The 13,389-nt window shown below is 71.9% G+C and carries 13 protein-coding genes; 9 read left to right on the top strand and 4 right to left on the bottom strand.

Annotated features, from left to right (window positions below; genetic code table 11):
* Positions 1–84 precede the first annotated feature (84 nt).
* The 5 genes from tsf (at position 85) to rlmN (ending at position 4,866) form a co-directional block, all read left to right on the top strand.
* Positions 85–924: a translation elongation factor Ts gene (tsf, locus tag ACIOHG_RS22740; RefSeq protein ID WP_400953413.1), complete on the top strand. Its 840-nt coding sequence runs from the start codon at positions 85–87 to the stop codon at positions 922–924.
* 285 nt (positions 925–1,209) lie between these two features.
* Positions 1,210–1,971: a UMP kinase gene (gene pyrH, locus ACIOHG_RS22735; RefSeq protein WP_400715368.1), complete on the top strand. Its 762-nt coding sequence runs from the start codon at positions 1,210–1,212 to the stop codon at positions 1,969–1,971.
* A gap of 74 nt (positions 1,972–2,045) precedes the next feature.
* Positions 2,046–2,603, top strand: a complete 558-nt coding sequence (gene frr / locus ACIOHG_RS22730) for a ribosome recycling factor (RefSeq protein ID WP_014138333.1) — start codon at positions 2,046–2,048, stop codon at positions 2,601–2,603.
* A gap of 208 nt (positions 2,604–2,811) precedes the next feature.
* Complete coding sequence (locus ACIOHG_RS22725) at positions 2,812–3,678, top strand: phosphatidate cytidylyltransferase (protein WP_400953411.1); 867 nt, start codon at positions 2,812–2,814, stop codon at positions 3,676–3,678.
* Between the two features lie 87 nt (positions 3,679–3,765).
* Positions 3,766–4,866 (top strand): 23S rRNA (adenine(2503)-C(2))-methyltransferase RlmN, encoded by a 1,101-nt coding sequence (rlmN, locus tag ACIOHG_RS22720; protein WP_400953409.1) that lies wholly within the window; start codon positions 3,766–3,768, stop codon positions 4,864–4,866.
* Positions 4,867–4,932: 66 nt separating this feature from the next.
* On the opposite strand, the gene ACIOHG_RS22715 is transcribed toward rlmN, so the two are convergent.
* From ACIOHG_RS22715 to ACIOHG_RS22700, 4 genes are all read right to left on the bottom strand, one after another.
* On the bottom strand, positions 4,933–6,072 hold the full coding sequence (locus ACIOHG_RS22715) for a hypothetical protein (RefSeq protein ID WP_400953407.1): 1,140 nt from the start codon (positions 6,070–6,072) through the stop codon (positions 4,933–4,935).
* Positions 6,073–6,080: 8 nt separating this feature from the next.
* A complete protein-coding gene (locus ACIOHG_RS22710; protein WP_400953405.1) occupies positions 6,081–6,788 on the bottom strand; it encodes an ABC transporter ATP-binding protein in 708 nt (235 codons plus the stop codon).
* Between the two features lie 207 nt (positions 6,789–6,995).
* Positions 6,996–8,390, bottom strand: a complete 1,395-nt coding sequence (locus ACIOHG_RS22705) for an aspartate aminotransferase family protein (RefSeq protein ID WP_400953404.1) — start codon at positions 8,388–8,390, stop codon at positions 6,996–6,998.
* The gene (locus ACIOHG_RS22700; protein ID WP_030458782.1) at positions 8,387–8,860 is read right to left on the bottom strand and encodes an Lrp/AsnC family transcriptional regulator; all 474 of its coding nucleotides are present in this window, start codon (positions 8,858–8,860) and stop codon (positions 8,387–8,389) included. The genes ACIOHG_RS22705 and ACIOHG_RS22700 overlap by 4 nt, the downstream gene beginning before the upstream one ends.
* 266 nt (positions 8,861–9,126) lie before the next feature.
* On the opposite strand from ACIOHG_RS22700, the gene ACIOHG_RS22695 reads away from it, so the two are divergent.
* The 4 genes from ACIOHG_RS22695 (at position 9,127) to ACIOHG_RS22680 (ending at position 13,249) form a co-directional block, all read left to right on the top strand.
* Positions 9,127–10,572: a gamma-aminobutyraldehyde dehydrogenase gene (locus ACIOHG_RS22695; protein WP_400953403.1), complete on the top strand. Its 1,446-nt coding sequence runs from the start codon at positions 9,127–9,129 to the stop codon at positions 10,570–10,572.
* A gap of 137 nt (positions 10,573–10,709) precedes the next feature.
* The gene (locus ACIOHG_RS22690) at positions 10,710–12,068 is read left to right on the top strand and encodes an aspartate aminotransferase family protein (protein ID WP_400953401.1); all 1,359 of its coding nucleotides are present in this window, start codon (positions 10,710–10,712) and stop codon (positions 12,066–12,068) included.
* A gap of 154 nt (positions 12,069–12,222) precedes the next feature.
* Entirely contained in the window at positions 12,223–12,825 is a 603-nt protein-coding gene (locus ACIOHG_RS22685; protein ID WP_400953399.1) for a hypothetical protein, read from the top strand.
* A 46-nt stretch (positions 12,826–12,871) separates the two neighbouring features.
* Positions 12,872–13,249 (top strand): nuclear transport factor 2 family protein, encoded by a 378-nt coding sequence (locus ACIOHG_RS22680; RefSeq protein ID WP_400953397.1) that lies wholly within the window; start codon positions 12,872–12,874, stop codon positions 13,247–13,249.
* The last annotated feature ends 140 nt before the right edge of the window (positions 13,250–13,389 follow it).

Here is a 13,389-nt window from a genome sequence, read left to right as displayed (position 1 = left end):
CCTCTCTCCCGTGCCGGGGGCCCGCACCACGGGCCGCGGCACTTTCCCACGCAGACACGCGAGACGTGAGAAGAGATCACAACCATGGCGAACTTCACCGCCGCGGACGTCAAGAAGCTCCGTGAGCTCACCGGCGCCGGCATGATGGACTGCAAGAAGGCCCTGGACGAGGCCGAGGGCGACGTCCAGAAGGCCGTCGAGCTCCTGCGCATCAAGGGCCAGAAGGGCGTTGCCAAGCGCGAGGGCCGTGACGCCTCCAACGGCGCCGTCGCCGCGCTGATCGCCGAGGACAAGAAGTCCGGCGTCCTGGTCGAGCTGAACTGCGAGACCGACTTCGTCGCCAAGGGCGGCAAGTTCGTCGAGGTCGCCAACGCGATCGCCGCGCACGTCGCCGCCACCTCCCCGGCCGACCTGGAGACCGCCCTGGCCTCCGAGATCAACCCGGGCCAGACCGTCCAGCAGTTCGTGGACGAGGCCAACGCGACCCTCGGCGAGAAGATCGTCTTCCGCCGCTTCGCGCAGTTCGACAACGACGGCTTCGTCGGCCTCTACATGCACAAGTCCGACCCGGACCTGCCGCCGACCATCGGTGTCCTCGTCGAGCTCGACCAGGAGAACGCCGAGACCGCCAAGGACGTCGCGCAGCACATCGCCGCCTTCGCGCCGAAGTACCTCTCCCGCGAGGAGATCCCGGCCGAGGACCTGGAGAACGAGCGCCGCGTCGCCGAGGCCACCGCCCGCGAGGAGGGCAAGCCCGAGGCCGCCCTGCCGAAGATCGTCGAGGGTCGGGTCACCGGCTTCGTCAAGGAGAACGCCGTCCTGGAGCAGGCGTTCGCCAAGGACAACAAGAAGACCGTCGCCAAGGTCCTCGACGAGGCCGGCGTCACCCTCAAGCGCTTCGTCCGCTTCCGCGTCGGCGCCTGAGACCGTTCCCCGCGCCCCCTCCCTCCCCGGTCCGGCCCCGTACCGGACATAAGGTAGGCGGGGACCCGCCCGCGAGGGCGGCGGAACGCGCCGACCGCGGCCCCCGGCACCCCGTGGGGGCGGCGTCGGCACCATGAACGACGAGGAGGCCATTGCCGTGCAGGAGACCGTACCGGTTCCCGCGGCGATGGCCTCCTCTCGTGTACACGGCTCCGGGTGCCCGCACCCGGGGCCGTGACCAGCACACGCAGATCTGCTGAGCAGCAGGCGGAGAAGGAGAAGCCCATGCAGGAGACGCAGGAGACCGCGCCGGGCGGTGCACGCCGCCGGGTACTGCTCAAGCTGTCCGGCGAGGCGTTCGCCGGTGGCGGCGGCCTCGGCGTCGACCCGGACGTGGTGCACGCCATCGCCCGTGAGATCGCCACCGTGGTCCGGGCCGGCACCGAGGTCGCCATCGTCATCGGCGGTGGCAACTTCTTCCGCGGCGCCGAGCTCCAGCAGCGCGGCATGGACCGGGCCCGCTCCGACTACATGGGCATGCTCGGCACCGTGATGAACTGCCTGGCGCTCCAGGACTTCCTGATCAAGGAGGGCATGGAGACCCGGGTGCAGACCGCGATCACCATGGGCCAGGTCGCCGAGCCCTACCTCCCGCTGCGCGCCATCCGGCACCTGGAGAAGGGCCGCGTGGTGATCTTCGGCGCCGGTATGGGCATGCCGTACTTCTCCACCGACACCACCGCCGTGCAGCGCGCCCTGGAGATCCACGCCGACGTCCTGCTGATGGGCAAGAACGGTGTGGACGGCGTCTACGACTCCGACCCGCGGACCAACCCCGGCGCGGTCCGCTTCGACGCGCTCGACTACACCGAGGTGATCTCCCGCGACCTCAAGGTCGCCGACCTGACCGCGATCACCCTCTGCAAGGACAACGGTCTGCCGATCCTGGTCTTCGAGCTGCTCGCCGAGGGCAATATCGCCCGTGCGGTCAAGGGTGAGAAGATCGGCACACTCATCAGCGAGGATTCCGCCCGGGCCCAGGCCTAGGGACTCTGAGCAGCAACAGCCGTCCGGGGCACCGGAACGGGACAACAGCAGATGAACCGGACAGGGAGCACACAGTGATCGATGAGACCCTCCTCGAGGCCGAGGAGAAGATGGAGAAGGCCGTCGGCGTCGCCAAGGACGACCTCGCCGCCATCCGCACCGGGCGTGCGCACCCGGCGATGTTCGCCAAGATCGTCGCCGAGTACTACGGCGCCCTGACCCCGATCAACCAGCTGGCCTCGTTCTCCGTGCCGGAGCCGCGGATGGCCATGGTCACCCCGTTCGACAAGACCGCGCTGAAGGCCATCGAGACCGCGATCCGCGACTCCGACCTGGGCGTCAACCCGTCGAACGACGGCTCCGTCATCCGGGTGGTGCTCCCGCAGCTCACCGAGGAGCGCCGCCGCGAGTACATCAAGCAGGCCCGCGGCAAGGGCGAGGACGCCAAGGTCTCGGTCCGCTCGATCCGCCGCAAGGCGAAGGACGCGATCGACAAGCTGGTCAAGGACAAGGAGATCGGCGAGGACGACGGCCGCCGCGGCGAGAAGGAGCTCGACGACCTGACCGCCAAGTTCGTGGCGCAGATCGACGAGCTGCTCAAGCACAAGGAAGCCGAGCTGCTGGAGGTCTGATCCGGACCTCGCGCGCACGCCCCGGGCCGGCGGTTCCACCACCGTCCGACCCGGGGCGCGGCTCGATCAGGACCGGTCCGCCCCGACCGTCCGGACCGCCCCGTCCGGAACGGGCCGGACCGCCACGGCCCGACCCGGCCGACACCAAACGGGTCACACGCGGCGGCCTCCGGCATGGAGCGGGGGCGGCGCGGCACAGACTCAGTTCATGCCCCCCGTGCAGGAGACCCCCGTGGCCGACACCGACCAGCAGCCCCGCAAGCCGCGCGGCGGCCGCAACCTGCCCGCCGCGATAGGCGTGGGCGTCGGACTCGGGGCGGTCATCGCGGCCTCGCTGTTCGTGGTCAAGGCCGTCTTCATGGTGGTCGTCGCAGCCGCCGTCGCGGTCGGCATCCGGGAGCTCACCAGCCGGCTCGCCGAGCGCAAGGACGTCCACGTCCCGCAGGTCCCGCTGCTGGTCGGCGGCGTCGGCATGGTCGTCACCGGCTACTTCGCGGGCGGGCAGTGGGCCGCCGCGGTCCTCGCGCTGACCGGACTGGCGATGATGGTCGCCCGGATGGCGACGCCGCCGGAGAACTACCTGCGCGACATAACGGCCGGCGTCTTCACCGCCTTCTACGTCCCGTTCCTCGCCACCTTCGTCGCGCTGATCCTGGCCGCGGACGACGGGGCCTGGCGCATCCTGCTCTTCCTGGTCGTCACGATCTGCTCCGACACCGGGGCGTACGCCGTCGGCTACAAGTTCGGCCGCACCAAGCTCGCCCCGACGATCAGCCCCGGCAAGACCCGGGAGGGCCTGGCCGGCGGCATCGGCCTGTCGATGATCGCGGGCGCCCTGCTGATGCACTACCTGATCGACGGCGGCACCTGGTGGCAGGGCCTGATCCTGGGCGGCTGCGCGGCCGTCACGGCCACCCTCGGCGACCTCGCCGAGTCGATGATCAAGCGCGACCTCGGCATCAAGGACATGGGCACCCTGCTCCCCGGCCACGGCGGCATCATGGACCGCCTGGACTCCCTGCTCCCCACCGCCCCGGTGGTCTGGTTGCTGCTCGCCGCCTTCGTCGGCAGCTGAGCCCCCCCGGCCCCGTCCCGGCCGGAACGGCCCCCGCGACACCACCGCGTCCGGGGGCCGTTCGGCATCTGCGACACTGGACGGACCATGCCTAAGCCCGGAGAACTGACCTTTGTCGCGCCGCGCGGCGCCAAGCCCCCGCGACACCTCGCCGACCTGACCCCTGCCGAGCGCAAGGAGGCTGTCGCCGAGCTGGGCGAACAGCCGTTCCGCGCGAAGCAGTTGGCCAACCACTACTTCGGCCGGATGTCGAACGACCCGGCGAGCTGGACGGACATCCCGGCGGCCAGCCGGGAGAAGCTGACCGGGGCGCTGCTGCCCGAGCTGATGTCCGTGGTGCGGCACGTGTCCTGCGACGACGACGAGACCCGCAAGACGCTGTGGCGGCTCTTCGACGGGACGCTGGTCGAGTCGGTGCTGATGCGCTACCCGGACCGGGTCACCATGTGCATCTCCTCGCAGGCCGGCTGCGGCATGAACTGCCCGTTCTGCGCGACGGGGCAGGCCGGGCTGACCCGGAACCTGTCCACCGCGGAGATCGTCGAGCAGATCGCCGCCGGGATGCGCGACCTCAAGTCCGGGGCGGTGCCCGGAGGTGAGGCGCGGCTGTCGAACGTGGTCTTCATGGGCATGGGGGAGCCGCTCGCCAACTACAACCGGGTGCTGTCCGCGATCCGCCGGCTCACCGACCCGGCTCCGGACGGCTTCGGCCTGTCGCAGCGCGGCATCACCGTCTCCACGGTCGGCCTCGTCCCGGCCATGCACCGGTTCGCCGACGAGGGCCTGAGCTGCCGCCTGGCGCTCTCGCTGCACGCCCCGGACGACGAGCTGCGCGACGAGCTGGTGCCCGTCAACACCCGCTGGAAGGTCGCCGAGGTGCTGGACGCCGCGTGGAACTACGCGGAGAAGTCCGGCCGCCGGGTGTCGATCGAGTACGCGCTGATCAAGGACATCAACGACCAGGCGTGGCGCGCCGACCTGCTCGGCCGGCTGATCAAGAACCGCCGGGTGCACGTGAACCTGATCCCGCTCAACCCGACGCCGGGTTCGAAGTGGACGGCCTCCCGGCCGGAGGACGAGCGGGAGTTCGTCCGCCGCCTGCAGGCGCACGGCGTCCCGACCACCGTCCGGGACACCCGCGGCCAGGAGATCGACGGCGCCTGCGGCCAGCTCGCCGCCGCCGGCTGAGCGCGGCGGGGAGACGACCGAGGGGGCCCGCCGGAGCGGGCCCCCTTCGCGTTTCCCGGGCGGTCCTCAGACCAGCGGGCAGAGCAGCAGCGTCAGCCCGCCCGTCACCAGCAGCACGGTGCCGGCGGCGACGGCGCGCAGGGCCAGCGCGCCGGTGAGCAGGCCGGGCGGGGTGCCGAGGCGGTCCAGCGCGGCGAGGGCGGGGCGGTGCTCGCCGCGCAGCTCGTGCAGGCGGACGGCGACCGCGGCGACCGCGCAGGCCAGGACCAGGGCGCCCTCGACCACGGTGAGCGCGGGGACGGCGGCACCGGTCCGCGCCCAGTTCCGCCAGCCGACCAGGGCCAAGGCGGCCACCGCGGTGAGGACCGCCAGCGGGGCGCCGAGCCGGGGCGCCTGCGCGGTGAGACCGCGCCCGGCCAGCAGCCGGAGCGGGGCGGGCGCGCGCAGGGCGAGCAGCCGTCCGGCGAGGGCGAGCAGCGGCCCCGTCCACAGCGCCAGGGCGAGCACCGTGAAGGCCCAGCCGATCAGCAGGGCGGGGCTGGTGGCGGGCAGGCCGCCGGGCAGGTCGAGGGTGCGTTCGGCCTCGGTGGCGTCGGGGCGCAGCCCGTACAGTTCGAGCCCGGCCCCGACCAGCAGCAGCGGGCCGGGCAGGGCGAGTCGGCGGGCCGTCCAGCGCGGGCGGGCGGGCTCGGCGGGGCGGCCGGGCAGGGCCTCGGGGAGGCGGACGGCGCAGGCGGCGGACACTCCGGCGACCAGCGGGAGGACGGCGAGCAGGGCGACCGGGGCGGCGACCGGCAGCGGGACGCCCATGCCGAGGTCGGGGGCGAGGCCGGGCCCGGCGACGTCGTTGCGCAGCACCAGGAACAGCAGCAGGGTGAGCGCGGAGCCGAGCGCGCAGGCGAGGGCGGTCTCGCCGGCCACCAGCAGGCGGACCCGGCCGGCCCCGGCGCCGGCGGCGGTCAGGCCGGTGATCCGCTCGGGGTGCTGGGCGGGGACGGCGCGGGCGGCGACGGCGGCGAACCAGGCGACGGCGGCGAGCGGCGGCAGGCACCAGAGCAGGCGCTCCAGGTTGCCGCCGGTGCCGGTGAGGGCCCGGCCGAGGGCGCGCAGCAGCAGGGCGGCGACCACGGCGCCCGCGGTGCCGGTGAGCACCGCGCGGGCCAGGTCGAGGGCCCGGTAGCCGCGGGCGAGTCCGATGTAGTACACGGGGCCTCTCAGCGTCCGGCGGTGACGGCGGCGGCCTCGGTGGCGATCCGGCCGTCGACCAGGTGGACGGTGCGGTCGGCGTACCGGGCGAGGTCGGGGTCGTGGGTGGCGAGGACGAGGGTGAGCCGGTGCGAGCGGGCGGCGCTGGCCAGTATCCGCAGGACCTGCTCGCGGTCGTCGCGGTGCAGCGGTGCGGTGGGGTCGTCGGCGAACACCACGGGGGGCTCGGCGGCCAGCGCCCGGGCGACGGCGATCCGCTGGCGGCGGTCCTGCGGGAGCTCGGCGGGGCGGAGCCGGGCGCACTCGGCGACGTCCAGCCGCTCCAGCCAGTCGGTGGCGGCCCGGTGGGCGGCCTTGCGGCCGGCGCCGGCCAGCAGCAGGGGGAGGGCGACGTTCTCGCGGGCGGTCAGCTCCGGCACCAGTTGCGGCTCGGGGCCGACGTAGCCGAAGCGCTCGCGGCGGAGCTTCTCGCGCCCGGCCCGGCCCAGGGTGTGCACGGGGGCGCTGTGGAACCAGACCTCGCCGTCGTCGACCGGGAGCTGGGCGGACAGGCAGCCGAGCAGGGTGGACTTGCCGGCGCCGCGCGGGCCGGTGACGGCGAGCATCTCGCCCTCGCGGACGCCCAGCGAGACGCCGCGCAGGGCGGGGGTGCCGTGGTGGGACTTGACGATCCCTCGGGCCCAGAGCACGTCGTTGTCGGGCGGGGCCGCTGACATGTGATCCATCCAGGTGCCGACGGGGATATGACAGTCGTCAGATTAGAACGATCGGGCGGCTGTGCGGGCGCGCCGCACTGCTCCGATCAGGGACGAATCGCCGCGAATGCGGCGTGTTGGCCCACGGATTCACCCAGGGAGTACGCCGAAGGGCGGCCCCGACGTGAGGAGTCGGGACCGCCCTTCGGCGGAGGGTGGGAAGGAAGGTCAGATCTTCGCCCACGCGTCGGTGAGGCTGGTCCGCAGGATCTGCTCGATCTCGTCGAAGGTCGACTGGTCGGAGATCAGCGGCGGGGCCAGCTGCACCACCGGGTCGCCGCGGTCGTCGGCACGGCAGTACAGGCCGTTGTCGAACAGGGCCTTGGACAGGAAGCCGTACAGGACGCGCTCGACCTCGTCGTCGTTGAACGACTCCTTGGTGACCTTGTCCTTCACGAGCTCGATGCCGTAGAAGTACCCGTTGCCGCGCACGTCGCCGACGATCGGCAGGTCGCGCAGCTTGTTCAGGGTGGCCAGGAACTTGGACTCGTTGTCCAGCACGTGCTGGTTGAGGCCCTCGCGCTCGAAGATGTCGAGGTTGGCCAGCGCCACCGCGGAGGAGACCGGGTGGCCGCCGAAGGTGTAGCCGTGCAGGAAGGTGTTGTCGCCCTTGTAGAACGGCTCGGCGATCCGGTCCGAGATGATCGTGGCGCCGATCGGGGAGTAACCCGAGGTCATGCCCTTGGCGCAGGTGATCATGTCCGGCACGTAGCCGAACTTGTCGGCGCCGAACATGGTGCCGAGGCGGCCGAAGGCGCAGATGACCTCGTCCGAGACCAGCAGCACGTCGTGGCGGTCGCAGATCTCGCGCAGGCGCTGGAAGTACCCGGGCGGCGGCGGGAAGCAGCCGCCGGCGTTCTGCACCGGCTCGACGAAGACGGCGGCCACGGTCTCGGGGCCCTCGAACAGGATGGCCTGCTCGATCTCGTCGGCGGCCCAGCGGCCGTAGGCCTCCGGGTCGACGGTGCCGTCGGGGCCGGCCAGGAAGGCCGGGGCGCGGTAGATGTTGGTGTTCGTGGCCTTGTGGGTGCCCGGCACCAGCGGCTCGAACGGGGCCTTCAGGCCCGGCAGGCCGGTGATGGAGAGCGCGCCCTGCGGGGTGCCGTGGTAGGCGACGGCGCGCGAGATGACCTTGTACTTGGTCGGCTTGCCGGTCAGCTTGAAGTACTGCTTGGCCAGCTTCCAGGCGGTCTCGACGGCCTCGCCGCCACCGGTGGAGAAGAAGACCTTGTTCAGGTCGCCCGGGGCGTAGTTCGCCAGGCGCTCCGCCAGCTCGACGGCCTTCGGGTGGGCGTAGCTCCACACCGGGAAGAAAGCGAGCTCCTTGGCCTGCTTGGCGGCGGCCTCGGCGAGCTCCTCGCGGCCGTGGCCCGCCTGCACCACGAACAGGCCGGCCAGGCCGTCGAGGTACTTGCGGCCCTTGTCGTCCCAGACGTAGGTGCCCTCGCCCTTGACGATGGTCGGCACGGGGGAGTTCTCGTACGACGACATGCGGGTGAAGTGCATCCACAGGTGGTCGTAGGCGGTCTTGGAAAGGTCCTTCTGGGCCGGGTCGGCTGTCATCGGGTGCCCCAGGTGTAGGTCTGTTTCCGGAGCTTCAGGTAAACGAAGCTCTCGGTGCTCCGCACGCCGGGAAGCGCGCGGATGCGCTTGTTGATCAGTTCGAGCAGGTGCTCGTCGTCCTCGCACACCAGCTCGGCGAGGAGGTCGAAGGACCCCGCGGTGCAGACCACGTAGTCGACCTCGTCGAAGGCGGCCAGCGCGTCGGCGACCGGCTCGATGTCGCCCTCGACCCGGATGCCCACCATCGCCTGGCGGGTGAACCCGACGGTGAGGGGATCGGTGACGGCGACGATCTGCATGACGCCCTGGTCGAGCAGCTTCTGGACGCGCTGCCGGACGGCCGCCTCGGACAGGCCGACGGCCTTGCCGATGGCGGCGTACGGACGGCGTCCGTCCTCCTGGAGCTGCTCGATGATCGCCTTGGAGGCGGCGTCGAGGGGAACGCTGGCGTTCCGGTCGCGGTTGGCCACGCCGCCACTGTGCCCGACCGGGGGCCGAATCGCAAGCGGGTGCGCTGCTGATTTCGTCGCTGTTTCGAAGATCGGCTGCGGAAAGCGTGGCTCTGGAGGCAAGGGTCTGTCGATAACTGCAGTGGGATGGGTACGCTGGCCACGTACACGCGCGCGCCTGCGCACCGCCGATCGTGGCTTGTCGCTGACATGCCGTGGCCGCCCGGGTCCCGGGGTAACCTGGCGCCGGGGACCGCAACGACGCAGGCCCAGACCGAGGAGAGACCGTGAGCGAGCTTCGTACGCTGCGCAACTACATCAACGGCGAGTTCGTCGACGCGGCGGACGGCCGCACGCTCGACATCGTCGACCCCACCACGGGCGAGGTCTACGCGACCTCCCCGCTCTCCGGTGCGGCCGACGTGGACGCCGCGATGGCCGCCGCGGCCGCCGCGTTCCCGATCTGGCGGGACTCCACCCCGTCCACCCGGCAGAAGCTGCTGCTCAAGATCGCCGACGCGGTCGAGGTCCGGGCCGACGAGATCGTCGACGCCGAGGTGCGCAACACCGGCAAGCCGCGCGGGCTCACCCTCTCCGAGGAGATCGGCCCGATGGTCGACCAGCTGCGCTTCTTCGCCGGCGCCGCCCGCCTGCTGGAGGGCAAGGCCGCGGGCGAGTACATGGACGGGCTGACCTCGATCGTCCGCCGCGAGCCGGTCGGCGTCTGCGCCCAGGTCGCCCCGTGGAACTACCCGATGATGATGGCGGTGTGGAAGTTCGCCCCGGCGATCGCCGCGGGCAACGCCGTGGTGCTGAAGCCCTCCGACACCACCCCCGCCTCCACCGTGCTGCTGGCCGAGATCGTCGGCGGGGTGCTGAAGGAGCTGGAGCTCCCGGCCGGCGTCTTCAACGTGATCTGCGGCGACCGCGAGACCGGCCGCCTGATGGTCGAGCACCGCACCCCGGCGATGGCCTCCATCACCGGTTCGGTCCGGGCCGGCATCCAGGTCGCCGAGTCCGCCGCGAAGGACGTCAAGCGGGTCCACCTGGAGCTCGGCGGCAAGGCCCCGGTCGTGGTCTTCGAGGACGCCGACATCGCCGAGGCCGTCGAGGGCATCGCCATGGCGGGCTACTTCAACGCCGGCCAGGACTGCACCGCCGCCACCCGCGTGCTGGTGCACGAGTCGATCCACGACGCCTTCGTCGAGGCGCTCGCCAAGGCCGCCGCCGACACCAAGACCGGCGGCGTGGACGACGAGGACGTGCTCTACGGCCCGCTCAACAACGCCAACCAGCTGAAGCAGGTGGCCGGCTTCATCGAGCGCCTGCCCGCGCACGCCAAGATCGAGGCGGGCGGCCACCGGGTCGGCGAGGTCGGCTACTTCTGGGCCCCGACCGTGGTCTCCGGCCTGCTCCAGGACGACGAGATCATCCAGAACGAGGTCTTCGGCCCGGTCATCACCGTGCAGAAGTTCACCGACGAGGACCAGGCCGTCGACTACGCCAACGGCGTCGAGTACGCGCTCGCCTCCTCGGTCTGGACGAAGGACCACGCCCGCGCGATGCGGATGTCCCGCCGCCTGGACTTCGGCTGCGTCTGGATCAACACCCACATCCCGCTGGTCGCCGAGATGCCGCACGGCGGCTTCAAGAAGTCCGGCTACGGCAAGGACCTGTCCTCCTACGGGTTCGAGGACTACACCCGGATCAAGCACGTCATGACCGCGATCTGACGCACCGCGGTGCACCGACGGGGCGCGAGGAGCCACTCCTCGCGCCCCTGGTGTTTGCCAACCTGTCAGGCCGGTCGGCGAGGCGCGTGACACGATGGATCTGCCCAGGGCGGAGGGGGCTTCCTACGCTGGGAGGCATGAGCACCCCCACCGCTGACTCGGCCGCCGGGCAGGCCGTCAAGGCCGCCGACCGCGCGCACGTCTTCCACTCGTGGTCCGCCCAGGCACTGATCGACCCCCTCGCGGTGGCCGGTGCCGAGGGCTCCTACTTCTGGGACTACGAGGGCAACCGCTACCTGGACTTCTCCTCGCAGCTGGTGAACACCAACATCGGCCACCAGCACCCGAAGGTGGTCGCGGCGATCCAGGCCAAGGCCGCCCAGCTGTGCACCATCGCCCCGGGCTTCGCCGAGGAGTCGCGCAGCGAGGCCGCCCGGCTGATCGCCGAGCGCACCCCCGGCGACCTGGACAAGATCTTCTTCACCAACGGCGGCGCCGAGGCGAACGAGAACGCGATCCGGATGGCCCGGCTGCACACCGGCCGGCACAAGGTGCTCTCCACCTACCGCTCGTACCACGGCGCCACCGCCAACGCGATCACCCTGACCGGCGACCCGCGCCGCTGGGCGAACGAGACCGGCGTCTCCGGCATCGTGCACTTCTGGGGCCCGTACCCGTACCGCTCCAACTTCCACGCCGAGAACGAGGCCCAGGAGTGCGAGCGCGCGCTCGCCCACCTGGAGCAGACCCTCGCGTTCGAGGGCCCCGGCACCGTCGCCGCGATCATCCTGGAGACCGTGGTCGGCACCGCGGGCATCCTGGTGCCGCCGGCCGGCTACCTGGCGGGCGTCCGGGAGATCTGCGACCGCTACGGCATCGTGTTCATCCTCGACGAGGTGATGGCCGGGTTCGGCCGCACCGGTGCGTGGTTCGCCGCCGACCACTGGGGCATCACCCCGGACCTGCTGACCTTCGCCAAGGGCGTCAACTCCGGCTACCTGCCGCTGGGCGGCGTGGCGATCTCCGGCGCCATCGCCGAGACCTTCGCGCAGAAGGCCTTTCCCGGCGGCCTGACCTACTCGGGCCACCCGCTGGCCTGCGCCTCCGCCGTGGCCACCATCAACACGATGGCCGAGGAGGGCATCGTGGAGCACGCGAAGCACATCGGCGAGACGGTGCTCGGCCCCGGCCTGCGCGCGCTGGCCGAGCGCCACCCCTCGATCGGCGAGGTCCGCGGCCTCGGCGTGTTCTGGGCGCTGGACCTGGTGAAGAACCGCGAGACCCGCGAACCGCTGGTGCCCTACAACGCGGCCGGCGCCGACAACGCGCCGATGGCGCAGCTGGCGGCGGCCTGCAAGCAGCGCGGCCTGTGGCCGTTCACCAACATGAACCGCTTCCACGTGGTGCCCCCGTGCAACGTCAGCGAGGAGGACGCCAAGGCCGGCCTCGCCGTGCTGGACGAGGTGCTCACCCTGACCGACGCGCACACGGTCTGACACCTCGTCACGCCCCGACGCCTCGTCGACGGGCCCCGGCGGAACCCTCCGCCGGGGCCCGTTCGCATGCCCGCGACCGGCGGCCGCTACGATGACCCGCCGAAAACACGGCCCCGGCCCGGGGCCGACACGGGGCAGCACACGGGGGAGCACGATGACGTACCAGCAGGCCCAGCAGACCCAGCAGGCCCGGCCGCACGGCGGCGGCAAGTGGTTCGAACAGGCGTGGACGCTGGCCGTCCCGGGGGAGCAGGTGTACGGGGCGGCCGACGGCGACCTCAGCGACCTGATCCGCCGGGTCCCGCGCCGCTACCGCCGCCCGGACATGCGGCTGGGCTCCGAGCGGGCGCTCGACGCGGTGGTCGGCCTCCTCGACCTGCTCGACACCCTCGGCGACCTGTTCGAGAGCGTCAGCTGGGGCCTGGTCCGCAGCCTCCGCCGCCTGCTGCGCGGCCGCGCCCTGCGGGGCGGCTGGCAGAGCCTGGCCGGCCGCTTCGTCATCACGGTGCGCTCCGCCGCCGCCGACCACCGCAACGACGACGTGGTGCTGGTCTCCACCGACCGCCGGCTCCTGGTCGCCACCCACGTGCGCGGCCGCCTCGTCCCGCTCGGCGAACTCGCCCACCCGCAGCTGCGCCGGGTGAAGGTCCGGCACACCTGGATCTCCGACCGGGTCGACCTGCACTTCGAGGACGGCTCGGTCGCCGCCCTGGAGGTGAACCGGGAGAACCTCCCGGCCCTCCCCGTCCGCCCGTAGCGGCGAGTGGGACGACCGCCCGCGGAACGGCTGGTATGACTGGGGGATGCAGGAAGAGACCGCACACTCCGCGATCGACACGTTCATCTCCGCGTTCAACGCCTCGGACGACAACCACGTGACCGCCCTGCTCTCCCGAGCCCTCACCTCGGACGTGGTCTTCTGGGGACCGCTGGGCCGCAGCGAGGGAATCACGGCGGTCGAGCAGTTCGTGCTGGACATCCGGCGCCACCCGGCGGGTCCCGGCACGATGGTGCGCTGCTCGGCGGTGGACATGCCCGGCGAATGGGCCCGGTACCAGTGGGTCTTCACCACACCCGACGGCGGCCCCCGCCTGGCCGGAACGGACGTCGTCCACCTGCGACGGAGCCTCATCGACCAGTTCATCGTCTTCGCGGGGGAGATCGGGCCGCCCGCCTCCTGAGCCGCCCGCTCCCGACCCGGGCGCACCTTTCCGATCAGGGCGCTAGGTTCTGTCCGTGCGATCATGAGCGGAGCCAGATGGCCAGGGCGGCGGCCGTGACGGTGCCGAGGAAGACGTACACGCGCTTGTCGTACCTGGTC

It is taken from the genome of Kitasatospora sp. NPDC088134, from assembly GCF_044741705.1.
Taxonomy (GTDB): Bacteria; Actinomycetota; Actinomycetes; order Streptomycetales; family Streptomycetaceae; genus Kitasatospora.
Note: the sequence above shows the minus strand (reverse complement) of the source record. Positions and strands in the feature narration are given on the sequence as shown.